This window comes from Phenylobacterium sp. Root700, assembly GCF_001429025.1.
In the GTDB taxonomy this organism is placed as follows: domain Bacteria; phylum Pseudomonadota; class Alphaproteobacteria; order Caulobacterales; family Caulobacteraceae; genus Phenylobacterium.
The window spans coordinates 198,686-222,290 of record NZ_LMHT01000011.1 but is presented as its reverse complement, the minus strand read 5'-3'; the positions used below and the strand labels follow the sequence as shown (position 1 = coordinate 222,290).

The 23,605-nt window shown below is 67.0% G+C and carries 20 protein-coding genes; 6 read left to right on the top strand and 14 right to left on the bottom strand.

Going from position 1 to position 23,605, the window contains the following annotated elements; translation table 11 throughout:
• Positions 1 to 219 (top strand): DUF1289 domain-containing protein, encoded by a 219-nt coding sequence (locus tag ASE02_RS06585; RefSeq protein ID WP_056732370.1) that lies wholly within the window; start codon positions 1 to 3, stop codon positions 217 to 219.
• Positions 220 to 349: 130 nt separating this feature from the next.
• Positions 350 to 856 (top strand): TIGR02281 family clan AA aspartic protease, encoded by a 507-nt coding sequence (locus tag ASE02_RS06580; protein WP_056732368.1) that lies wholly within the window; start codon positions 350 to 352, stop codon positions 854 to 856.
• Here the strand turns inward: ASE02_RS06580 and dusA are convergent.
• Both dusA and ASE02_RS22255 read right to left on the bottom strand, forming a co-directional pair.
• Positions 800 to 1,828, bottom strand: a complete 1,029-nt coding sequence (gene dusA / locus ASE02_RS06575; RefSeq protein WP_056732366.1) for a tRNA dihydrouridine(20/20a) synthase DusA — start codon at positions 1,826 to 1,828, stop codon at positions 800 to 802. The two genes, ASE02_RS06580 and dusA, sit on opposite strands and share 57 nt — an antisense overlap.
• Before the next feature lie 184 nt (positions 1,829 to 2,012).
• Entirely contained in the window at positions 2,013 to 2,288 is a 276-nt protein-coding gene (locus ASE02_RS22255; protein WP_156405937.1) for a hypothetical protein, read from the bottom strand.
• Between the two features lie 83 nt (positions 2,289 to 2,371).
• Between ASE02_RS22255 and ASE02_RS06570 the strand changes: the two genes are divergently transcribed.
• Positions 2,372 to 5,803 (top strand): hypothetical protein, encoded by a 3,432-nt coding sequence (locus ASE02_RS06570; protein ID WP_056732364.1) that lies wholly within the window; start codon positions 2,372 to 2,374, stop codon positions 5,801 to 5,803.
• Between the two features lie 10 nt (positions 5,804 to 5,813).
• Positions 5,814 to 9,848: a hypothetical protein gene (locus ASE02_RS06565; RefSeq protein WP_056732362.1), complete on the top strand. Its 4,035-nt coding sequence runs from the start codon at positions 5,814 to 5,816 to the stop codon at positions 9,846 to 9,848.
• 194 nt (positions 9,849 to 10,042) lie between these two features.
• On the opposite strand, the gene ASE02_RS06560 is transcribed toward ASE02_RS06565, so the two are convergent.
• The 9 genes from ASE02_RS06560 to ASE02_RS06530 form a co-directional block, all read right to left on the bottom strand.
• Positions 10,043 to 10,888 (bottom strand): class III extradiol dioxygenase subunit beta, encoded by an 846-nt coding sequence (locus ASE02_RS06560; RefSeq protein ID WP_056732360.1) that lies wholly within the window; start codon positions 10,886 to 10,888, stop codon positions 10,043 to 10,045.
• Positions 10,888 to 11,274 carry a protocatechuate 4,5-dioxygenase subunit alpha gene (gene ligA, locus ASE02_RS06555; protein WP_056732358.1) on the bottom strand — a complete coding sequence of 129 codons (387 nt, stop codon included), beginning with the start codon at positions 11,272 to 11,274 and terminating at the stop codon, positions 10,888 to 10,890. The genes ASE02_RS06560 and ligA overlap by 1 nt, the downstream gene beginning before the upstream one ends.
• A complete protein-coding gene (locus ASE02_RS06550) occupies positions 11,271 to 12,164 on the bottom strand; it encodes an amidohydrolase family protein (RefSeq protein ID WP_056732357.1) in 894 nt (297 codons plus the stop codon). Before ASE02_RS06550 ends, ligA begins: the two co-directional genes overlap by 4 nt.
• On the bottom strand, positions 12,161 to 13,183 hold the full coding sequence (locus ASE02_RS06545; RefSeq protein ID WP_056732777.1) for an amidohydrolase family protein: 1,023 nt from the start codon (positions 13,181 to 13,183) through the stop codon (positions 12,161 to 12,163). Before ASE02_RS06545 ends, ASE02_RS06550 begins: the two co-directional genes overlap by 4 nt.
• On the bottom strand, positions 13,180 to 13,395 hold the full coding sequence (locus ASE02_RS22895; RefSeq protein ID WP_235536637.1) for a DUF1932 domain-containing protein: 216 nt from the start codon (positions 13,393 to 13,395) through the stop codon (positions 13,180 to 13,182). Before ASE02_RS22895 ends, ASE02_RS06545 begins: the two co-directional genes overlap by 4 nt.
• Before the next feature lie 24 nt (positions 13,396 to 13,419).
• Positions 13,420 to 14,032, bottom strand: a 613-nt coding sequence (locus ASE02_RS21950) for an NAD(P)-binding domain-containing protein (protein WP_235536629.1), incomplete at its 3' end; no start/stop codon positions are given.
• Entirely contained in the window at positions 14,029 to 15,123 is a 1,095-nt protein-coding gene (locus tag ASE02_RS06540; protein ID WP_056732355.1) for a 4-oxalomesaconate tautomerase, read from the bottom strand. The genes ASE02_RS21950 and ASE02_RS06540, both read right to left, overlap by 4 nt.
• On the bottom strand, positions 15,120 to 15,818 hold the full coding sequence (locus tag ASE02_RS06535; protein ID WP_056732353.1) for a 4-carboxy-4-hydroxy-2-oxoadipate aldolase/oxaloacetate decarboxylase: 699 nt from the start codon (positions 15,816 to 15,818) through the stop codon (positions 15,120 to 15,122). The genes ASE02_RS06540 and ASE02_RS06535 overlap by 4 nt, the downstream gene beginning before the upstream one ends.
• Entirely contained in the window at positions 15,818 to 16,759 is a 942-nt protein-coding gene (locus ASE02_RS06530; protein ID WP_056732351.1) for a Gfo/Idh/MocA family oxidoreductase, read from the bottom strand. The genes ASE02_RS06535 and ASE02_RS06530 overlap by 1 nt, the downstream gene beginning before the upstream one ends.
• A 226-nt stretch (positions 16,760 to 16,985) precedes the next feature.
• Between ASE02_RS06530 and ASE02_RS06525 the strand changes: the two genes are divergently transcribed.
• Positions 16,986 to 17,870, top strand: coding sequence for a helix-turn-helix domain-containing protein (locus ASE02_RS06525; protein WP_056732349.1), 885 nt, complete (start codon positions 16,986 to 16,988; stop codon positions 17,868 to 17,870).
• 42 nt (positions 17,871 to 17,912) lie between these two features.
• Here the strand turns inward: ASE02_RS06525 and ASE02_RS06520 are convergent, their stop codons facing one another.
• Positions 17,913 to 18,728 (bottom strand): helix-turn-helix transcriptional regulator, encoded by an 816-nt coding sequence (locus ASE02_RS06520; RefSeq protein ID WP_056732347.1) that lies wholly within the window; start codon positions 18,726 to 18,728, stop codon positions 17,913 to 17,915.
• A 244-nt stretch (positions 18,729 to 18,972) separates the two neighbouring features.
• Between ASE02_RS06520 and mhpT the strand changes: the two genes are divergently transcribed.
• Positions 18,973 to 20,214, top strand: coding sequence for a 3-(3-hydroxy-phenyl)propionate transporter MhpT (gene mhpT, locus ASE02_RS06515; protein WP_082601900.1), 1,242 nt, complete (start codon positions 18,973 to 18,975; stop codon positions 20,212 to 20,214).
• Between the two features lie 5 nt (positions 20,215 to 20,219).
• Here the strand turns inward: mhpT and pobA are convergent, their stop codons facing one another.
• Positions 20,220 to 21,422 (bottom strand): 4-hydroxybenzoate 3-monooxygenase, encoded by a 1,203-nt coding sequence (pobA, locus tag ASE02_RS06510; protein WP_056732345.1) that lies wholly within the window; start codon positions 21,420 to 21,422, stop codon positions 20,220 to 20,222.
• 423 nt (positions 21,423 to 21,845) lie between these two features.
• Complete coding sequence (locus ASE02_RS06505; RefSeq protein ID WP_056732344.1) at positions 21,846 to 23,603, bottom strand: amidohydrolase; 1,758 nt, start codon at positions 23,601 to 23,603, stop codon at positions 21,846 to 21,848.
• Between the last annotated feature and the right edge of the window lie 2 nt (positions 23,604 to 23,605).

Below are 23,605 nucleotides of genomic sequence, written 5' to 3'. Positions count from 1 at the left end.
ATGACCGACCAACCGCTTCGCCCGCCCGCCCCGATCAAGACGCCCTGCATCAAGGTCTGCGTCGTCGATGGCGAGAGCGGACTGTGCATGGGCTGTTACCGGCAACTTTCCGAAGTCGCCGGCTGGGCCAAGCTGACCGACGACGATCGCGCCCGCATCATGGCCGAACTGCCCGAGCGCCGCAGCCGCATCCGCCCTGAAAAGTTGGCGATGTTTTAACCTTAACCGCTTGTGCTTGTTAGGATTTCGGCAAGTTTCGATTCACGGGTTGCAAACCCAACCCGCCTAATCTGCGCCCCGAACACGACCGAGAACGGTCACGGGTCTGCCGAAACGGCGAGGTATCGAGATGCTGAAATTGGCGGTGTTGGCGCTCATGGGCGCGGTCTCGGCGGTCGGTGCTGCGGAAACGCTCGCCTCGATCAGCGGCGGCAATCAACCCCCCGAACTGCGCGCAGCGGTGGCCATGGCGCCGCAGGCCGTCTCGACGCAGGCGGCCTCGATCGCCAAGGGCCGCGACGGCCACTATTGGGCCGAGGCCGACGTCAACGGCTCGCGCGTGCGCTTCCTGGTCGACACCGGCGCCAGCGCCGTGGCCCTGACCGTGGCCGACGCCCAACGCCTGGGCATCGCCACCGACAAGCTCGACTACACCTACAAGGTCGTCACCGCCTCAGGTCAGACCCGGGCCGCGGCCGTGAAGCTCGGCCGCGTATCGGTGGCCGGCGCCCGGCTGGACAATGTCGAGGCCCTGGTCATCGAGCAGGGGCTGGAAAGCTCCCTGCTCGGCATGAGCTATCTAGGCCGCCTCGCCAGCTTCGAGGCGACGCAGACGGCGCTCATCCTGCGCCCCTGACACCGCCGCCAGCGCCGCGTCGATCACCTCGATCCCGGCGCCGCTCTTCACGCCTTCGACCGTCAGGATCCGGCGCCAGCTCCGCGCGCCCGGCAGGCCGTGGAACAGCCCCAGCATGTGGCGGGTCATGGCGGCCAGGTGCACGCCCTTGGCCAACTGCCCCATGACATAGGGCCGGTAGAGTTCGACGGCCTGGAAGGCGTCGATATCCTCGCCTCGTCCAAACACCCGGCGGTCGACCTGCCCAAGGATGGCGGGGTCGTGATAGGCCGCGCGGCCCAGCATCACCCCGTCCACCTGCTCCAGATGCGCCAGCGTCTCGTCCAGCGAGGCGATCCCGCCATTGATGACGATGGTCAGGTCCGGCCGTTCGCGCTTCAGCCGGTAGACCAGCGGATAATCCAGCGGTGGCACGTCGCGGTTTTCCTTGGGCGACAGGCCCTTCAGCCAGGCCTTGCGGGCGTGGACCACGAAGCTGCTCACCCCGGCCTGGACGCAGAGATCGACCAGGCGGAACAGGCTATCCGACGGTTCCTGGTCATCGACGCCGATCCGGCATTTGACCGTCACCGGGACCTTCACCGCCGCGGCCATCGCCGCCATGCACTCGGCCACCAGCTCGGGCTCACGCATCAGGCAGGCGCCGAACCGGCCGCTCTGCACCCGGTCCGAAGGGCAGCCGACATTGAGATTGATCTCGTCATAGCCCTCGGCCTCGCCGATCAGCGCCGCAGCCACAAGATCGGCCGCGTCCGAGCCGCCAAGCTGCAGGGCCACCGGATGCTCGGCCGGGTCATAGGCCAGAAGCCTTTCACGATCGCCATGCAGGATCGCGCCCGTGGTCAGCATCTCCGTATAGAGCAGCGCATGGGCCGACAGCGTCCGGTGCAGGACACGGCAATGCCGGTCCGTCCAGTCCATCATCGGTGCAACAGACAGCCTATGCGCTTGAAATTTCACGTCTTTCAGCATACACTTCAGTAGGTTAGTCAGACATTCGGGTGCGAGCTTCTACGCCATTTTTCGACGGAATTCGCCCCTTTTCGCCAACTCACCGCACCGGTTTTGCACCCGAAACGGCCCCCATCCGCAAACAGAAGTCCGGCCGCTGGCACGCCCCGGTTCGCCGCGAGGGTCGCACCTGGCTCCTAGCCCCTCAGATCAAGCCGGCAAGTAAGGCGCTGTCCATGAAATGGAGCGTCGGAGCCTTGATCAGTCGGTCGCCCTCGCGATCGACATGATCCGACACAGCGATACTGACGCGGGCCGTTAACCAATCTACCGACAACTGAATTTTCAAATTGCTCAATTTGAGATTGATGAAACGTCCGACGAGGAGGAAAGATGGCGGCCGATGAATGTTGGCCCACTTTCTTGGGCTGAGCGTCCCACCATCACGGGAGGGTGCCAGTGGCTGGATCGGCTGTCGCATTACGCTCATGGGTCGCCACGACGCGACTCACGGCAGGCAAGGTTACGGGCAGGACCGTCGAGGAGGCCGGACGCCTCTTCGCCTTGGCGCCCCCGCTTCAGGTCATTCGCCCCGCCGACCTTCTTGTCCTTGAGTTTCAGTTCATCAACCTGCACCGCAGCGGCGCGCGGCTGATCCGCGCCAACGCCGGACGCCCGGCCTACCTGATCGCCACCCATCAGTTTCAGTCGGTCGGCGAGGAGGCGTTCCCGGAGATCACCGGCGCCAACCAGACCAAGATGGAGGCCGACCAGAACCTGAAGGGCCGCAAGAACCCGCCGCAAAGCGCCGGCGTCACGCCCGCCAACCTTCCCCCCCAGGCCAAGGTCCGCGCCGCCGGATCAAGCCGGCTGGTCTATGAGGCGCCCGCCGGGGTCGACGGCCTGGACTGGACCTTGCCGTCCCTGCTGGAGGCCTGCCGAACCTGGCCGCTCTTCCTTGACGGCAGCGCCCAGCCCGATCCTGGCGACCTGCGCTATCACGGCGTCGTCAAGCTAGGCTGGATCTCGCGCGACCTGCGCTCAACTGTAATCCTGACCCGCGAAGCCCTCGGCGAGCGGCTGAGCACCGACGGGCGCGCCGCCCTGGATCGGGTCGCGGCCGAACTGGCGCGCAGCGGCCTTGCGGCGGCGCGCGACGCGGCGCCGAACCAGAGCGGGTTACTGGCGCGCCGCGCCAGCGCCGCCATCCGACAGTTGCTCCCCGTCTCCGGTCAGCAGGAGGAAGGGCGCGTCGACCATGTGGCGGCGGCCATCTATGTCCGCGCCCAGGCCAGCCGACGCGCGCTGATCGACGTGCAGCGCGGCGGGGTCTCCGGCGTCTTCGACCTCGCCCGCCTTCCGCCAGAGATCTTCATAGATTTCCTCAAGCCCGACCCGCCCGGCGAGCACGAGACCGCGCTGGAGATGCCCTACCGGCTGATCGCCTCGCCGCTGAAGACCGCCGGCTTCACCCACGCCCTGGCGCCCGTCACCCATGGGGGTCGCACGGAACTCTGGCACAGCCGGATGGGGACACGCCTGCTCCGCGACGGCCAGGTTCATGTAGACGACCGCCCCGGCGCACCGACCGACAGCGGCGGCTGGAAGGGCGAAAAGCTCCGTTTCATCTGGTCGCCCGACTATCGCAAGGACACTCAGGACGGCTTCCGCAAACCGCTCGACAAGCTCGACCGCCAGATGCTGGTCAAGCTGACCGCCGGTTACGACGAGAAGCGGCAGGACGGCGTCACGCCCTTCACGCCGCGCGCCGCCTATGTCCGCCGCCTCATGCTGACGGCGCTCGGCGGCGACCTGGAGGCCCACCGCAAGTTCGATCCCCGTCCCCAGGGCGTCGACTTGTCGGCCTGGACGCACCGCGCCGCCATCGGCCGCGACTATTTCGTGCGTGTCGAATACTCCGGCTTCCTGTTCCCGTTCGGCCACCGGGCCACCTTGGTGAAGCTGACCGAACGCAAGTTCCAATGGCGAGATCCAGCCAAGCAGGACGACCGCGTCGCCTTCCTGCGCCAACGGTTCTTCATCGTCGTCCGGGACAAGGTGATCGACTATCCGGGCGGCTCGCCCCAGCCGCACGCCGGACGCTCCCTGCCCTTCGTCCAGGTCGCCTGCGCGGTGGACGTCACGCCCGACCTGGCGCCGCCCGGAAGCGCGCCGGCCGACCGCCTGCCCGCTGACTTCTATTCCGAACAGATCGAAGCCGAATTCCGTCAGGCGTTCTGGCCCTCGCGCGGCGGCGGGGTCGACTACCGCTTCCCGATGGTCGGGACCGATCAGGCCGGCCGCAAGATCGCCTTCGACATGCCGCTCATCTTCATGTCGGAGCTGCGCAACTGCTCGCCCCACATCGGCAAGGTCGCCGTTCACTGGAACGGCGCGGCCTCGGCGACCCGGCGCGTCGCCCCGCTCGGCGGCCAAAGCGTCCGCATGGCACCGGCCTCAGCCGAGGCGGCCGATGTCGACGTGCCGCTGATCGACGCCGAAATTCGGGCCATCGCCCCCACCAGCGCCATCGGCGCGACACCGGCGGCCAAGCTCCAGCAGTTTCCACGCTTTGGCCAATCAACCGCCAAGCTCGCCGCCATCGAACGCCTGATCGGGCAGCCACGCGAAGACAAGATCGCCTTCTACGAACCCTTCCTCGCGACCGGCCTTGGCGCGGGAGATCTGTTCGCCAGGATTGTCGGCCCGGCCAAGCTGTCCTTTGGGAGTTCCGCGCCCAGCGACGCCGTCGGCGCCATCGCCACGCCGGACATAACGCCCTCGGGCCTGTCGGCGCGACACGGCGTCGCCAGCGGCCCGCTGGCCAGCTTCGGGGCCAACAGCTTCAACCCGAGCGACTTCTTTCCAGACGCCAAGCTGCTGGGCTTCTTCTCCCTGAAGACTCTGCTCAAGGCCCTGCCCTTGGGCGACACGGGCGACACCCCGAAGATCACCACGGCCGAGATCCCAGATCTAAAGCTGGTGCGCACCCGTTTTGCGATCACCCAGACGCTGGATTCCGGCCAGGCGCTTCCAGGACTGATCACCGGCGCCGGCGGCCCCACGGTCTTCAGCCTGGCCACCCAGATCGACACCCCGCTCGACGGCAAGCCGGCCAGCACCACCGTCACCGGCGTCCTCACCCATTTCAAGATCAGCCTGGTCGGCGCGCTGATCCTCCACTTCGACCGCCTGAACTTCCGCACCGTCGACGGCCGCAAGCCGGACGTGGATGTGGACCTGAACCCCGAGACCGGCGTCACCTTCGGCGGGCCGCTGGAGTTCATCAACAGGCTGAAGGACTTCATTCCGGCGAACGGCTTCTCCGATCCGCCCAACCTCGACGTGACCCCGGCAGGGATCACCGCCGGCTATTCGCTGGGCCTGCCGACCGTGCAGCTTGGCATCCTGGCGCTCTCGAACATCTCGCTGGGCGCGGCCTTCAGTCTGCCGTTCACGGGCGGTCCGCCGACCGCCCGCTTCAATTTCGCCGAGCGCCAGAACACCTTCAACCTGACGGTCTCGATGTTCGGCGGCGGCGGCTTCGTAGCCCTGGTGGCCGACACCGGCGGCGTGCGGGAGATCGAGGCTCAACTCGATTTCGGCGCCCAGATCGCCATCAATCTGGGGGTCGCGTCCGGCTCGGTCTATGTGAAGGGCGGCTTCTACTTCCACTACGCCGGCGACAAGATCGAGTTCGAAGGCTTCGTGGAGATGGGCGGGCGCCTGTCGGTCCTAGGCCTGGTCTCGGTCTCGATGACCTTCCATCTGGGGCTGACCTACGAGCTGCTGGAGAAGTCCGCCAACAACGGCGTGCGCAGCTCCAAGCTCTTTGGCCAGGCAAGTCTGGTGGTGGAGATCGAGATCCTGTTCTTCTCCACCTCGGTCAGCGTGAGCGTCGAAAAGACGTTCATCGGCTCGGAGGCCGATCCCACCTTCCTCGACTTCGTTCCCGAGCCAGCGCTCTGGGACGAGTACTGCGCCGCCTACGCCTGAGGGGTTCAGCATGGCCGACATCTCCCAACGGGTCATCTTCACCATTATTCCGAACGGGGTCTCGGGCGGCCGCGCCCGGCTCAATCTTCATATCGCGCCACGCTTGTCGCTGGTCGCCGGCGTCGCCCCCGCCGACCTCAGCCAGTTCCCGGCCTGGCGCGACTGGGCCAGGACGATCAACGGCGCGGGCCTGACTCTCAGGATCAATCAGCAGACGGTCAGGCCTGACCGCATGACCGCCGCGGACCCGCAGATATGGGCCGCGCTCTTTCCGCAAACCACGCCGGTGCAGACTCACGAATTTGAGGATCTGCGGGACCATGACGTCCTCAGCTACCCGCTGGCCGACCTCGCGCGCGCCATCGAGACCGACTACGTCAACCTGGCCGGAACCGCCGGCGACGACCTGCCGAGGGTCGCCGAGCTTGAGAAGCAGATCCGCTACGCCCCAGGGCGTCAGCATGACCGCCGCAGCCTCATCGAACGCCTGCGCACCACCACCAGCGCCGAGGCGGTCCGTAACCGGGACGTGGCGATCGCCCTGCTGGCCGAGTACCACCGCCCCCTCAACCAGGAAGAAATTTTCACGGCGAAGAAGTCCGGCCCCGACGACCCGCACGAGGACGCCGATTATCGCGCCCACAAGCGCCAGCCCATGCCGACGCCGGCGGAGCTGACGGCCCAGTTCGACTTCCACCGGATTGTCAGCGCGATTGGCCAACACCCGGTGCTGATGGTCGCCTGCGGTCTGGTCGTTCCGCTGGAAATCGATCTGGACCTCGTGCCGCTCGGGGACGTCGACGTGCAGATCGAAGTGGACTGGGCGCACGCGGGGACCGCGACCGAGCCCGACGTGCTGCCGGTCACCCACGCACGCCGCGACGCCGCCGATTTCCGCGCGCGACCGAAGAACCCGGCCAATCTCACCGGCGCCTGGCTTCGGATGGACCCCGGCGTGTTCAACCTTGTCGCCATGGACGTCGACGGCGCCGGCCTTGGGCTGAAGAACTTCTCGATCAACTTGCCCGGAATGACCGACGAGCGGTTCGACGACGAGGCCTTCAACACCGACAAGGTGGCCCGCGCCGGCGCGCCGCGCCTGCGGACCGCCGGCATCCAGCTCGCCCAGACCCGCCGCGATCAGGCGATCCGCGGGCTTTTCACCGGATCCCACGGCCTGAACGCATCCGTGGTTTCAACCGGCAAGGTGGCGCTGTTCGCCGAGGATCTGATCCGGGGATGGCGCGCCGATATCCATGACGACCGGACGGGGCGCTGGCAGTCCCTGCTGCGTTTCGACGGCCGTTACGAACTGCTCCACGGCGGCCAGGCCCTGGACTCCGCCGACGAGGAGGCCACCTTGCGCCTCGCGGTCGGCAAGGCCGTGGACGGGAGCGCCCCAAAACTGCTCAAGGCGAGCGAAGCGCTCTTCGCCTGGAGCGGCTGGAGCCTGGCCGCGCCGCAGCCGGGCCTGGCGATCATGCCCGACGACATCAGCCACGAGGTCGCGCCCAACGAGACCCCCGTCGGCTTGCCGCTCCGCGTAACCCCGACGACCAGACGGGGATCTTTGCCGCTGCTGCGCTTCGGCCGAAGCTATCGGGTCCGCATGCGCTATGCCGACATCGCCGGCGGAGGACTGGCCTGGACACCGGACGACGCCGGTCCCGCGGCGAGCGTCAGCGCGCCCTATCGTTTCGGCCGCTATGAGCCTGTCGAAAGTCCGGTCATCACCCTGATCGATGGAGATCCCCTCCCCAAGGACGGCGAGAGCATGGCCCGCGCGGCCCTTCGGACCATGGACGTCGTCGCCGACAACGACATCGAGGCCCGCCGCAACATCGTCCCGCCGCGCGTCGGCATACGCTTCGTCGAACTCCATGGCGCGCTCGACCGTGGCGGACGCCCCGATCCCAGCGTCTACGGTCTGCTCAAGTCCCGCGACGCGAACTATCCGAAGGTCACCGTCGACACCCCCGCCTTCCGCCCTGAGGGCGCGCCGGCCGCCGTGGTCGAGACGACCTTCGCGACAGGACCGGAGGCCGCCGCCACACCCTACCTGTACGACCCGCTGGCGGGCGGCGCGGCGCTGCGTATCGCAGGTGTCCCTAGCGTCAATCCCGCCAAGATCTGGCGCGTGCCCTTCGTCGGCGACAGCTGGGATCCCGACGCGGCGACCAAGTGGCCGGACGCGCTGGGGTTCAGCCTGACGGCCTCGGAAACCGGGGTGACCGGTTGGGACCCGGCCAGCCGGACGTTTCGCGTCGTGCTGGCCCCAGGTGAGCGCGCCCGCATCCGCATGAGCGCCCTGATCCCCAGCCGGGGCCTGGCGATCCTGAAGCTGCTGGACCGCCTGCGTGAACTGGCCGAGGCCAGCCCAGGCGCGGAAGCGGCCATGCGCTATCAGAACGCCCTAAATCGCGCGCGGGCCGGTCAGCACTGGATGTTCACGCCCTGGCGAACGGTGGACCTGGTGCACGCCGTGCAACGACCGCTGATCACGCCCCAGTTCCTGTCGCTGTTCGCGGGGCGGGGCGCCGGAGAGATCAAGGCGTCCATCGGCTATGCGACGCCTATCCACTGCAAGAGCACGACGCGCATCGACATGGAGGCGCGCTGGCTCGAGATCGACGATCACGGTCCGGACGGACCGATCACCGGAACTCAGAACGCCCAGGCCTTCCGACGTAACTTCGCGCGCCTGGATCACCCCGATCTCGCCGCCAAGCGGTTGTTCGACGAGCACGTCTTCACCGACACCCGCGCCAGATGGGTCAACTACGCCATGACGGCGACCACCCGGTTCCGCGAGTTCATGCCGGCGCCGGTGCGCAACGACGCCTCGCTGCTGACCCGCAAGAGCCCCGAGGCCGGGGTCTGGGTGCCGAGCTCCAGCGCTCCGCCGGCGCCCGTCATCAGCTACGTCGTGCCGACCTTCGGCTGGTCCGGCGGCGGAGAACCTGGACAGGAGCAGCGGAGCTGGCGCCAGGGCGGCGGCATACGCGTCTATCTGGACCGCCCCTGGTTCGCCTCCGGCAGCAACGAAATGCTGGCGGTCCTGCTGCCGGCCGGAACCGAGGACCCGACCCTGTCCGCGGCCAAGGACTTCGTGACCCAATGGGGCGCCGACCCGATCTGGGCCGGCCCCAAGGTCAAGACCATCGCGCCGGCCCGAGGCGCCTTCCCCAAACGCCTCGACAAGGGGCCGGTCCCTTACGACTTTGGCGGCGAGGGTCCGACCGACCCCGGCGCGGTGGCCGAAGGCGCCGTCGCGGGCGACGGCTTCCCGCTGGAGAACCTGACGCCGCAGGGCGCGCCCGACGGACTGCGCGTCCACGCCGTGCCCCACGCGGTCGCCTACGACGCCGAGCGCAAGCTCTGGTATTGCGACATCGTCGTGCGTCCGGGCGGAGCCTACTTCCCCTTCATCCGCCTGGCGCTGGCGCGGTATCAGCCGCACAGCGTCAGCGGCCTGGAGTTGTCGTCCGTCGCAATGGCCGCCTTCCAGCAACTCGCTCCCGATCGTGTCGCGACGATCACGCCGACGGTGCTCGGCGGCCGGCGCGTCTCGGTCTACGGCGCCCTGCCGGCCGCGGGCTATGTCCGCCCGAACGCCGGCAACATCACCATCCGCCTGCAGCGCCTGGCTCAAGGCGGCGACCCCGACCTCGATTGGCGTGACACGCCTCAAGGCCAGCGCCCGCACATCGGCGATCCCCTGCCCTTCGCGACCATCGCGCGCACGACCAGCACCTTCAATATCGCCCGGGGCGCCCTCACCGAGCAGCAACGCCTGATCGCCAAGGAAGGCCTGACCCTGGTCAACGCCGGCCGGTTCGACGACCTGCTCGCCCGGCCAGAGATGCTGGCGCTGATGCTGCCGCCGTTGATCCACGAGGAGACGATCCAGCTGCCGGCCGCCAACGGCGATCGCCTGCGCCTGTTGATCGTTGAGACCGAGCAATACAGCACTGAGGCCGAGAGCGGCCTCAACTCACCTGAGGTCCGCGAGCGCGTCGTCTACGCAACGGCCATGAACGTCTGACCGCGACCCGAGGCGGCGGGAAACAGACCTTCACTCAGCCAGCCTGTGAGCGGCCTCTTGGCGCCACAACCAGTCTTTGAAAAGCGTCCGCAAAGGCGACATTCAGCCAGCAGTTGGCGCGATGCCGCTTGCTCCCCAAGACCGCGCCAATTTCGGTCGTGGTGGATCAGCGCCGGCGCAAAAAGGGCTGCCTGTCAGCCTCCGGCGTTTTCAAGCACCAGATGCCCCACCGCCGTGTTGGACGCCGGCACATGATAGAAACGGTGAACGACCCGGACCTTGTCGTCGAGCGCCCCGCGCATGATCAACCACATCACCAGTTCGATCCCCTCCGAGCCCGCCTCACGGACATAGTCGATGTGCGGGACCTGGGCCTGGCCGGCGGGATCATCGACCAGCCGGTCCAGGAAAGCGTTGTCAAACACGCGGTTGATCAGGCCGGCGCGGGGTCCCTGCAGTTGGTGGCTCATGCCGCCGGTGCCGAACACCACCACCTTCAGATCCTCGGGATAACTCTCGACCGCCCGGCGGATCGCCTTGCCCAGGTTGAAACACCGGTTTCCGGTCGGCGGCGGGTACTGGACGACGTTCACCGCCAGCGGAATCACCTTGCACGGCCAGGCGTCCGGCTGGCCGAACATCAGCGATAGCGGCACGGTCAGGCCGTGATCGACGTCCATCTTGTTGACGATGGTCATGTCGAACTCATCGAGGATCAGGCGTTCGGCCAGATGCCAGGCCAGCTCGGGATGGCCCTGCACCATCGGCACCGGACGCGGCCCCCAGCCCTCGTCAGCCGGGGCGAATTCGTCGGCGCAGCCGATCGCGAAGGTCGGGATCAGCTCCAGCGAAAAGGCCGAGGCGTGGTCGTTGTAGACCAGGATGACGACATCAGGCCTTTCCGCCGCGATCCAGGCCTTGGACGCTTCATAGCCGGCGAACACTGGCGCCCAGTAGGGCTCGGCCGCCTTGCCGTTGTCGAGGGCCGCGCCGATGGCCGGCACATGGCTGGTGGCGACGCCGGCGGTGATCCTGGCCATCAGCGCAGGTCCTTTTTCGAACGAACGCCTTCGACCGAACGACCGCCGTTCAGCATCATTTCCGCATACTCATCTTCGGTGACCCCGCTCATGGTCGCGGCGATCTGGCGGAAGGATAGGCCGTCCGTCGCGGCGATCTTGGCGGTGAAGTAGATGTTGCCGCCCAGCGCGATCATGCCGTTCCAGTCGCGGTCCAGCACCGCTTGCTTCTGGACTTCGGACATCTTCCACTGGTCGAGATAGGCGCGCTCATCGGCCTTGAAGGCCTCGCGGTTCGCCGCCGTCATCAACGACATGCAGAACTGATTGAGGTGGAACCCGAGGCGCGACTGCTGCGCGTCGAACAGGGTCGTGCCGGGAATGTCCTTGAAGGGGTTCTCGGTCATTGGTCCGGCCAGTAGAGGCGCATCGGATTGTCCACGAGCAGCTTGCGCTGCAGGTCGGCGGTCGTTGCGATCTGCGGGATGAAGTCGACCAGCTGCCCCTCGTCGGGCGTGTGGGTGCGCATGTTTGGATGCGGCCAGTCGGTGCCCCAGAGCACGCGATCGGGAAAGGCTTCCACCACCCGGCGGCCGAACGGGATCACGTCCGAATAGAACGGCGGCCCTTCCTTCGACAGCCGTTCCGGGCAGGTGACCTTGCACCAGATGTCCTCCCGCGCGGCCATGAAGGCCATGAAACGCTCGAAGAGCGCGCTGCCCGCCCCCTGCGCTACGTCAGGCGTGCCCATATGGTCGATGACCAGCGGCGTCGGCAGGGCCAGGAAGAAGTCGGACAGCTCCTCCAGCTCAGCGGCCTCAAAGTAGAGGACGATGTGCCAACCCAGCGGCGCGATCCTGGCCGCGATCTCGCTCAACTCGTCGGGGTCCAGCCGGTCCACCAGCCGCTTCACGAAGTTGAAGCGCACGCCGCGAACGCCACCGTCATGTAGGCGCCGGAGCTCCTCGTCGCTGACGTCCCGCTTTACCGTGGCCACGCCACGCGCCCGGCCGTCCGAATGGGCGATGGCGTCCAGCAAGGCCCGGTTGTCGGCGCCGTGGCAGGTGGCCTGGACGATGACGTTGCGGGCGAAGCCCAGGTGGTCGCGCAGCCGCCAGAGCTGCTCCTTGCCCCCGTCGCACGGCGTGTACTTGCGGCCCGGGGCATAGGGGAACACGTCCCCCGGCCCGAAGACGTGGCAGTGGGCGTCCACCGCGCCCGGCGGAACCTGAAAACGCGGCTTGGCGGGCGATGGGTGCCAGACCCGCCAGCCGGGATCCATGACGAAGGCGCTCATCGGCCCTGGCCCTTCAGGATCGCGTCCAGACGCGGATAGACCCGGCGCGCGTTGCCCTCGAAGACCTTGCGCTTGCCTTCGACCGAGATAGCCAGCGCGTCGACGTATCGCTTGGTGTCGTCGAAATAGTTCCCGGTTTCCGGGTCGATCCCCCGCACCGCGCCGACCATCTCCGACCCGAACAGGATGTTGTCGACGTCGATGACCTTGAACAGCAGGTCGATGCCCGGCTGGTGGTAGACGCAGGTGTCGAAGAATACGTTCTTCATCACGTGCTCGCGCAGCGGCGGGCGCTTCAGCATGTCGGCCAGGCCCCGGTAGCGCCCCCAGTGGTAGGGAACCGCCCCGCCGCCGTGCGGGATGATGAACCGCAGGGTCGGGAAATCGGCGAACAGGTCGCCTTCCAGGAACTGCATGAAGGCGGTGGTGTCGGCGTTGATGTAGTGGGCGCCGGTGGCGTGGAAGTTGGCGTTGCACGAGCCCGAGACGTGGACCATCGCCGGCACGTCCAGTTCAACCATCTTCTCGAAGAACGGATACCAGGCGCGGTCGGTCAGCGGCGGCGCCGTCCAGTGGCCGCCCGACGGGTCCGGGTTCAGGTTGCAGCCGACGAAGCCCAGCTCCAGCACGCAGCGCTCCAGCTCGGCGATGGAATTGGCCACCGACACGCCCGGCGACTGCGGCAGTTGGCAGACCCCGACGAAGGTCTGGGGGAACAGCTCGACCACCCGCTTGATCAGGTCGTTGCAGCGACGGGTCCAGGCCTGGCTGACCGCCTCGTTCCCGATGTGATGAGCCATGGTCGAGGCGCGTGGCGAGAAGATCGTCATGTCCGCACCGCGTTCCTTGAGCAGGCGCAGCTGGTTCGTCTCGATGGTCTCGGCGATCTCGTCGTCGGAGATGTCGGGATAGGCCGGATCGATATCCCCGCCGGCCTTGAAGGCCGCCTTCTGGGCGTCGCGCCAGGCGTCGTGCGGCGCGGGCGCGGTCGTGTAGTGGCCGTGGCAGTCGATGATCATCGGCTCTTTCCGTCGATGTCTTGCAAGATGGCGTCGAGCATGCGGCCGAGGTCTTCCTCGGCCAGGGCGTCGGCGAACTGGGGAGCCCAGGCCTGCCGCTCGGCGGTGGCGCGGCTCATGAGCGGATCGAGGCCCGCCTCGCGGACCGTCTGGGCGACCTCGTCCATCTCCTCGGCCCGGCGGACGCCGTGCTCGATCGAGCGAGAGATCATGTATCGGGCCGTTGCGGACCAGTNCGCCCAGCGAGGCCAGCACCGTGGCGTCCACCCCGTAGCGGCGGGCCGACAGCATGGATTCAGTAACCAGGGCCTCGATCCCCTTGATCATCACGCTGCGGCACATCTTGGCGGCCGAGGCCTGGCCCAGCGTCGGCGAGAATACCTGGGCCCCGGAAAAGCCGAGGGCGCCACAGTCTTCGAGGAAGGCGCGCGCATGCGGCCCGCCCAGCAGCATCGGCGAGGCGATCCCCTTGGGCGGGAACGGGCTCATCACCGCGGCCTCGACATAGCGCCCGCCGGCCGGGCCGATCACCGCGGCCGAGGCGCTCTTCTGGCCTGGCGACACTGAGTTGAGATCGAGGAGGAAGGCGCCTTCCTTCAGCCCTGCCACCACCGAGAGAGCGGCGACCAGATCCTGGGCGGCGGTGACCGCGCTGATCACCAGATCCGCGTCACGGACGGCGTCGGCCGCGTCGGCGCCGGGGCGAACCTCGAACAGCCGCAACGCACGGCTCGGAGCGCTGTCTTCCTGCTCGAACAGGCGATCATAGACCGACAGTTCGCCCTGTCCCACGAGCGCGGCGGCCAGAATCTGGCCGACCTCGCCAAAGCCGATCAGAGCGATCTTCATGACCCGCCCCAGATCGCAGCGGGCACGTAGACCTCGCCGCGCATAAGCCGCCGCGCCGTGCGCAGCAGCGCCGAGCGCTTCACCCGCACCTGCCCGCCGTCCAGCGTTACGTCCATGGCGACGGTGAAGAAGCCGGTGGGGTGCTCGACCTCCAGTTCCTTCACGGCCTCCACGTCGGCGATCCCTGCAACCTCGGCGGCGATCGAACCGGGCGTGACGCAGGCGGTGGCGACGCTGACCGCGCCGAACACGCCGATCGCCTCGTGGACCCGGTGCGGGATGAAGTTACGGGTGCAGATCGCCCCGCCATGCTGGGCCGGCGCGACCAGGCACATCTTCGGCACTGTCTTGCGGGCGACATCGCCCAGGTTCATCAGCGGGCCGACCGTTAAGCGGATCGCCTCGACCCGCGCCTTCAGGCCCGCGTCGCCCTCAAGCTCCTCCGGCGTCTCGTAGCCGCTCTTGCCGAAGTCGGCCGCGCGCATCACCACCACCGGCATACCGTTGTCGATGCAGGTGACCTCGATCCCGCCCACCACGTCGCGGGCTTTCCCGGTCGGCAGCAGGGCGCCGCAGCTCGATCCGGCGACGTCGAGGAAGTCGATGGGAACCGCCGCCGCGGTTCCCGGCACGCCGTCGATCCGGGCCGCCCCATCATAGCGGACCCTGCCGCCCGGAGTCTGGACCTGGGCCACCGCGATGCTCTTGGTGTTGAGCATGTGGATGCGGACCTGGGTCACGCCGTCCTGAGCGGGAAACAGGCCCTCCTCGATCGCGAAGGGGCCGACTCCGGCCAGCAGATTGCCGCAGTTCTGGCCGGCGTCGATCCGCGCCTCGTCCACCACCGCCTGGAGGAACAGGTAGTCGACGTCGGCATCTGGATGGGTCGGAGGTCCCACCACGGCGATCTTGCTGGTCAGCGGATGGGCGCCGCCCATGCCGTCGATCTGGCGTGCATCGGGAGAGCCCATCGCCGCCAGCAGCACCGCGTCGCGCAAGGCGATGTCCCCCGGCAGGTCGGACGCGCGGAAATAGAGGCCCTTCGAGGTCCCGCCGCGCATCACTGTGCAAGGGATGGCGGTCTGGGTCATCGGCCCGAGCTCTGTGGAGCCTCGTCGACGTAGCGCAGACCCTTCTCGGCCAACTTCTCGCGCATCTTATAAAGGTCGAGCCCCAGGACGCCCGAAGCCAGGGTGGTCCGCTTGCCCAACTCCAGGGCTTCGCGCTTGGCGGCGGCCTCGGCGACCGCCGCGGCCTCCCCGACCCGCACCACGCAGACCCCGTCGTCGTCGGCCACGATCACATCGCCCGGGTTGACCAGCTGGCCCGCGCAGACCAGCGGCAGGTTTACGTTGCCGATAGTCTCCTTGACGCAGCCCTGGGCGAACACCGCCTTCGACCACACCGGAAAGCCCATCTGGGTCAGCACCGCGATGTCGCGAACGCCGGCGTCGATGATCAGGCCGCGGACCCCGCGCGCCTGTAGCGAGGTCGCCAGCAGGTCGCCGAAGTAGCCATCCTCACAGGGGCTGGTCGGGGCCACGACCAGGATGTCGCCTGGCTGACACTGCTCGACGGCGACATGGATCATCCAGTTGTCGCCCGGCGCCACCTCGCAGGTGACCGCCGAGCCGGCGATCGCGGCCGGCCGATAGATTGGGCGCATGTAGGACGCGAGAAGCCCCTTGCGGCCCTGCGCCTCGTGCGCGGTGGCGACACCGAAGCCGGCGAGCGCGTCGATGCTCGTAGCGTCGGCGCGAGGAATGTTGCGAACGACCAGGCCCATCAGAGCAGGCTCCGCTCGATCTGGTCGAGGGCGCGATAGGCCGGCAGGACCTGGGCGACGGAGGCGTTCGGCTCGCGGCCTTCGCGGATGGCGGCGAAGAACTCGCGATCCTGCAACTCGATGCCGTTCATCGAGACATCGACCTTCGAGACGTCGATCGGCTGCTCCTTGCCATCGACCAGGTCGTCGTAGCGGGCGAGGTAGGTGCCGTTGTCGCAGATGTAGCGGAAGAAGGTCCCCAGCGGCCCGTCGTTGTTGAACGACAGCGAGAGCGTGCAGATCGCGCCGGACGGGACCTTGAGCTGGATCGACATGTCCATGGCGATGCCCAGTTCCGGGTGCGCCGGCCCCTGCACCGCGCGCGCCACCGAAACGGTCTCGCCGGTCTGATATTGGAAGAGGTCCACGGTGTGGGCCGCGTGATGCCAGAGCAGGTGGTCGGTCCAGCTGCGCGGTTGACCGAGCGCGTTCAGGTTCTTGCGGCGGAAGAAAAAGGTCTGAACGTCCATCTGCTGGATGTTCAACTCGCCGGCCAGGACCTTCTTGTGCACCCACTGGTGGGACGGATTGAACCGCCGAGTGTGGCCGGCCATGGCGACCAGGCCGCTCTGCTGGGCGACCACGGCCAGACGCTCGGCGTCGGCCAGGTTGTCGGCCATCGGAATCTCGACCTGCACATGTTTGCCGGCCTCCAGGCACTGGATGGCCTGGGCCGCGTGCAGTCCGGTGGGCGTGGCCAGGATCGCGGCCTCGACGCCGGGCTGGGCCAGGGCCTCGCCGAGATCAAGGGTCCAGTGCGGGATCTTGAACCGTTCGGCGACCTCACGGGTCGAGTCTGCGCCGCCGCCCGCCAGGCTCACCACCTCGACGTCCGGAATGTTCTGGATGGCCTCAAGGTGCTTGACCCCGAAGGCGCCCTGCCCGGCCAGTACGATCTTCATCGACGCATCCTCATTGCAACGGCAGTCCAACGTAGTTCTCGGCCAGCGCCTGCTGGGCGGCCGTGATGATGGTGGGTTGCGTGCGGATGCCGACCTCCCGCCGCCCCATGTTCGGCGTCAATGTGCGCCGGGGCGGCCTGGGCAGCGATGGACCAATGACCGAAAAAGTTGGACTTTTCGCCCACACGCGATTGCCCCCGGGCTACCCATGTGAGAGCGATAACGAATGCAGGACGCGCAAATTCCGCGCTTCTTCCTCTACGGGGAGGCGCCCCGGTCGGTTGGCGAACGGTTCCTCCACCTCGAGGCGATCGAGGACCGAACACGGCCCGCGGATTGGAACATCCGCCCGCACACCCACACCGGACTGAGCCATATCTTCCACGTCACCCACGGTGGCGGTGTCATGTCGGCCGACGCCCTGAGGCTTCCCTTCCAGGCCCCTTGCCTGATGGTCGTGCCCTCCAACGTGGTCCACGGGTTCGCATACGAACTGGAGACCCGCGGGGCGGTCCTCACCGTTTCCGACGTGTATCGCGATGAGCTCGTTCGCCGGGAAACCGAACTACGGCGCGTCTTCGCCCAACCACGGATACTTGCGCTCGCGGAGGAGCAGGTTTTCACCGAGGCGCTGGAGCGGTTGGGACGTGAACTCGCTTGGAGCGCCCCGGGGCACGCCGCGGCGGTTGAAGCCCTGCTCATCACCCTGCTTGTCGAGACACTTCGGCTCACGCACCACGCCGAGGTCGGCGACGAGCCCCTCGTCGACAGTCAAGCTGGCCTGGTCGCCCGGTTCCGCGCCCTGGTGGAGGAGCGCTATCGTTCGGAAGTGCAGGTGGAAGGCTATGCTTCGGCGCTGAAGGTGAGCGCCAAACGCCTGCGCGCCGCCTGCCTGCGGGCCGCGGCCGCCACGCCGGGCCGGATGATCCAGGACCGGCGGTTATTGGAGGCCAAGCGCATCCTGCTTTACACAAATATGAGCGTGGCCGAGGCGGCCTACTATCTTGGCTATGACGATCCCGCCTATTTCACACGGACCTTCACCAAGAACTGCGGGCGCTCGCCCCGGGCCTTCCGATCTGATCCGAACGGCCGAACGGCCGAACCGTGATCCGCGCCAGCCGCCGCGTCCCTCGCCCATCCTGGCGATGCCTCATGACGCGCCGAGTTGGGAGGCGCTGAGCCGTGTGAGCACTTTCGCGAAGAGCTCGTTTTGCGATGTGATCGATAGGCGCTCATACGCGCGCCGCCGATAGGTGAGGACGCTGTTGACCGCGATGTCGAGCCGCAGAGCAATCGCCTCCGAACTGCAGCCCATCAGAATGAGAGCACAGACCTGCGCCTCGCGTGTCGTCAGTGGGGAGGCCGACGAGAGCTCCTGAACCATCCTGCAGAGGCTCTCATGGGACATCGGAGATCCTGGAGAGCGACGGCCGGTATCGAAGCTTTCAAAATGCCTCGCCACAATCTTTGACAGCAAATTTCCGACTTCGGAAAGTTCATCTCGATCCGAGATCGAAAATGAACTCTGCCCGTTCATTCTATAGTAGTTGACGTAATAGCATATATCATTGCGCCAGAACGCCGTGGCGAACTTGTCTATTATGCCATTACTCTGAAATATCGCCTCTCTATAAGATGGATCGTAGTGCTCATCTCCCAACGCAGGAAGGGTGCACACCTCGTCCTCGTCGAGATCGTTGAATATGATCGAGCGGTTCGGATCGAGCTTGTAGAACGCCTCCCGATAGAGGTGGGCCAACTGCGGCGCGGCGGGACTGGCGCTCAACAGGCACCCCGGCGCTTGGTTTGGCGAGCGCGGATAGGCCACGATCATGTAGTCTTGGATATTGGCGCTCTGCCGCAGATAGGTGGAGAAGGCGGCGGCGAAGGTCGGCTTGCCCACATCGAGAACCAAGTGGGCGGCGCGCGCAAACCCGCCGCCAGCCGCGCGATCGCCTGCGAGCATATCGTCTCCCCCGACAGCCATTTTCACATGACTTTAGTCCCCCACACTATGACGAGATCGCCTCAGACGCCACGCCCCGGCACGTCGTGGTGATTGCGAAGACTCAAGGCGCCGCGGAGCCTTCGTCCAGGTCGCCACGCCGTGCGCGAGCTGTCGCTATCTCGTGGGACAGACGCCTCGACCCGCATGCCATTATCCAGGGTGGAGCCAGATGAGTCGCGACCTGCCGCGACGAGGAGTTGGAATGCCCACAATCCCACTGGCCAACAGCGGGGCGAGCGACACTGGGTCCAAAGCCCTGCGGACCGTCGCCCTCTGCCTCCTGGTGACCATATTTGAGGGAATCGATCTTCAGGCCGCCGGCGTCGCCGCGCCGAAGATCGCGCCGCTCTTCGGCATGGGGCCGAGCGAACTCGGCTGGTTCTTTAGTGCGAGCACGTTCGGGCTCATTCTCGGAGCCGCCTTCGGTGGAGCGCTCGCCGACCTCTACGGGCGCAAGATCGTCCTGATCTGCGCCGTCGTCGTATTTGGACTGTTCTCGATCGGCACGGCCCACGCCGCGAACGTCGAGGTGCTGTTCGGAATGCGGTTTCTCACGGGCGTCGGATTGGGCGGCGCGCTGCCGAACCTCATCGCGCTCGTCGCCGAAAACGTTCCCGCCAATCGTCGCAACCTGGCGGTCTCGCTCATGTACTGCGGGATGCCGCTCGGCGGAGCCTTGGCCAGCCTCTCAACCCTGCTTGGCGCCGAGGGCGGCGACTGGCGCATGGTCTTCTATATCGGCGGCTTCGCGCCCCTGGTCGCCGCGCCCCTGCTGGCGTTTTTCCTGCCGGAGTCATGGCAGTTCAAGACGCTTGCCGCAGAAAGCGGCCCGCCGCGCGAGGGTTTCGCCAAGGCGCTGCTTGGCGAGCGGCGCGCGGCCAACACCCTGCTGCTGTGGCTGAGCTTCGCCTTCACCCTCCTGGTGCTCTACCTGCTGCTCAATTGGCTGCCCTCGCTTCTGGTCGCCCGGGGGCTCAGCAAGCCTGAGGCTTCGATCGTCCAGATCGTGTTCAATCTGGCCGGCGCCGCCGGGGCGGTTGCGGCCGGCGCCTTGATGGACGGGCGGTGGCGCCGCCCATCGGTGTTGCTGTCCTATGCCGGCGTCGCCGGCTGCCTCGCCCTCCTTGCCGCGACCCCGTCCACCCTTGGGCTGTCGGCCGCGGTGGGCGCCCTCTTGGGGTGGGCGGTCATGGCGACCCAGGCGATACTCTATTCAGCGGCGCCCAGCTGCTATCCGACCCGCATCCGAGGGATGGGCGTCGGCGCGGCTGTCGCCGCCGGGCGCATGGGCTCCGCCGCCGGACCACTGGTCGCGGCCGTCCTGATCGGTGCTGGTCGGAGTCCGGCCGAAGTACTGACCGGCTTGCTTCCCGTGGTTATCATTGGAGGCTCGGCCGCCCTGCTCCTGGTCTGGCGAGTGGGCGCGCCGAGTGATGAGGCCTAGGCTTATCAGCTCAGGGGCAACCCAACATAGTTCTCAGCGATGGTCACTTGGGCCGCCCTGGATTCCTTGATGTAGTCGAGCTCGGCGATCTGCATCCGGCGGCTGAACGCATCCGTGTCGGGAAACCGATGCGTCAAGCCCGTGAACCACCAGGAAAACCGCTCGGCCTTCCAGATCCGCTTCAAGGCGCGTCCCGAATAGGCGTCGAGCGCGCTCGTCGAGCCTGAACCGTAGTAGGCCAAGAGCGCCTCGGACAGGAAATGGACGTCGGAGGCGGCGAGGTTCAGCCCTTTGGCGCCGGTCGGCGGAACGATATGAGCGGCGTCGCCCGCAAGAAACAGCCGATGCCAACGCATGGGCTCGGCGACAAAACTGCGAAGCCCGGCGACACTCTTTTCGATGGAAGACCCTCGACGCATATTGGCGGCCGCGGCCGGCCCCAGCCTCACGGCGAGTTCGTCCCAGATGCGCTCGTCGGGCCAGTCGGAAAGCTTCACATCCATCGGCGCCTGGAGATAGTAGCGACTTCTGGTCTCCGACCGCATCGACGCCAGCGCGAACCCCCGCTCGTGGTTTGCGTAAATCAGCTCGTGATCGCACGGCGGAACGTCGGCCAGGATTCCAAGCCAGCCGAACGGGTATACGCGTTCGTACGTCGTCAGATCCCTCTGCGGGATGGACTGGCGACTGACGCCGTGGAAACCATCGCAACCTGCAATGAAATCGCAGACCAGGCGCCCTTCCTGTCCGTCCTTGCGCCAGGTGACGAAGGGACGATCCCCGTCGACGCCGTGCAGAGCGACCCCTTCGGCTTCGAAGATCACCGGGGTTCCGCGCAACTCCGCAGCTTCGATCAAGTCCTTGGTCATTTCCGTCTGGCCGTAGACCATGACGTTCATCCCGCCGGTAAGATCGCGGAGGTTCACGCGGAAGCGGTCGTCGTCCGCCACGAGACTGAAGCCGTCATGGACCAGGCCCTCTCGGCGCATCCGGGCGTTCACACCGATACGATCAAGGAGATCCACCGCGCCTTGCTCCAGAACGCCTGCGCGTATTCTGGATTCCACATAGGCGCGGCTGCGCTGCTCGAGGACAACGCTCTCTACGCCCGCCACGTGCAGCAGCTGTTGCAGGAGCAGCCCCGCGGGGCCCGCGCCGATGATGGCGACCTGCGTACGTGACAACCGCGTCGTCTCCCTCGTCTTCATTCTGAGGCCCGAACCGAGCGCCCCAAGGCGACGCCCAACGACGGCCGCCGTTTGCCGACCTAAGACGCCGCTTCCCAAGCGTCTTGGGGACAACTCCGATCCAGGATGATCATCGCCTTTGGTCCGTAGGGTGTCTGTCGCACGACATTGCTACGGGGCCCGGCGTGGAGGCGCCGGCGCCCTGCGGAAAGGCTGATCAGATGATCGCCCCGCCATGGGACAGGGTCCGCAAAGCCGGCCGGGGCGTACAGGCATGGTGGAGGATCACCTGCTCCACGCAATTACGCGCGGTGACGGCCACGCGATCGCCCGGCGCGCAGGCGCAAGGCCCCCGAAGCAGACCGGCGCAGCGACCGGCCGCAGGCGTCGGTGACGGGCCTCGCTCAAGCGCCCGCCGCCGTAGCGGCGCGGCGCCGCAAAAGACTACGGACGGGAGAGACCGCGCTCGTAGACGACCTTGCCGTTGATGATCGTGAGGTCGACCTTGATGTCGCGCAGGCCGCCCGGGTCGACCGTCAGCGGATCGGCGTCGAGCACGATCATGTCGCCGAGCTTGCCGACCTCGAGGGTCCCCTTCAGCTTTTCCTCCCAGGAGAGGTAGGCGCCGACCTCGGTGTAGGCGCGGATCGCCTCCTGGATGCTGACGGCTTCCTGCGGTCCGATCACTTCGCCCGACATCCCCTTGCGGGTCACCGCGGCGTAGACGCCGACCATCGGACCGATCGGCAGGTTGTCCGAGCCGAAAGCGACCGGAATGCCGAACTTCTTCGACGGCGTTGCGACGGAGTTGTTGTGCTCCAGACGCCAGTCGTCGAGCGTCGAGCGGTAGCGCCCCTCCAGATTGTAGAGGAAGTTCGGCTGCTGGGCGATGCGGACCTTGTAGTCCGCCATCTTGGTCATGGTCGCGTCCGCCGGCATGATCGTGAAGTGATCGAGGAACCACCGGTGATCGCGCGCCCGGACCTCGGGATAGCTGTCGAGCGCCTTGGCGTAGGCGTTCACCGTCTGGACGATGGCGGCGTCGCCGATGGCGTGCATGGCCATCTGCCAGCCGTTACGTGCCGAGGCGTCGACGATTGCCTGCAGTTCGGCGTCGGTGTAGCGGCCCTTCCCCCGGAAGCCAGGCAACCCCTTGTAGTCCGCGAGCGTCCAGGCCGTGGGGCCGGTGAACCCGCCGTCGACGGGCATCTCGCCGATCCCGCCGACCCGGACCCATTCGTCGCCGTCGCCGCTCTTGCGCCCGAACGCCTTCATCCGCGCCTCGCCCGGGAAGGCGATGTAGGCCGTGACCCGCGGCAGGGTGTGGTCGGTGTCGCGTTGAATTTCCTGCAACCGCCGAATGGTCAGGCCGGCCCCGGAATTGGCCAGCCCGCCGGCGCCGACCGGTTCGTCGTCGATCGAGGTGCTCGCCGAATGGAAGCTGGTGATGCCCAGCGGCGGCAGCTTGCGCATCGCGGCGATGTAGGGGCCCTTCATTTCCGCCCAGGTCTCAGCCGGAACATGGTCGAGGAAGAGACTGTTGCGCTCGCGAACAATGCCGTTCGGTTCGCCGTCCGGCCCTTTTTCGATCAGTCCGCCGGGTGGATCAGCGGTGACCTTGTCGATTTTGGCGATCTTGAGGGCCAAGCTGTTGCCGGCGATCGAGTGGCCGCCGGCGCGGGTGAGGGCCACGGGATTGTTGGGCGCGGCCTGATCGAGATCGGCCTTCACAAGATTGCGCTTCTCGGTGAAGAGCGCCTCGTCCCATCCGTAGCCGGTGATCCACTCGCCGGGGCCAAGCGCCGCCGCCTTCGCGCGGACCAAAGCCTTGATGTCTTCGATCGATTTCGCGCCGAGGATATCGACCTGTCGGGGCGCCAGCGGAATGACGTGGAGATGAGTGTCGATGAAGCCCGGCATCACCGTCCGGCCCTTCAGGTCGATCCTGACCGGCGCGGTGTACTCGGCGGCCACCTCAGCCCCCCCGACGGCGACGATCTTGCCGCCGCGAACAGCCAGGGCCTGCTGAACCGAGAACGCCTTGTCGACGGTGATGACCTTGCCGTTGAACAGGACAAGGTCAGCCTCGGCCGCGAAGGCCGGCGCCCCGAGGAGCGCAGTTAGACCAGCTCCCGCAACGAACATCGCGGCGAGGCTATGGCGACGCGACAACGGCCGGACCCCGTGCTTGAAAACAGACATAT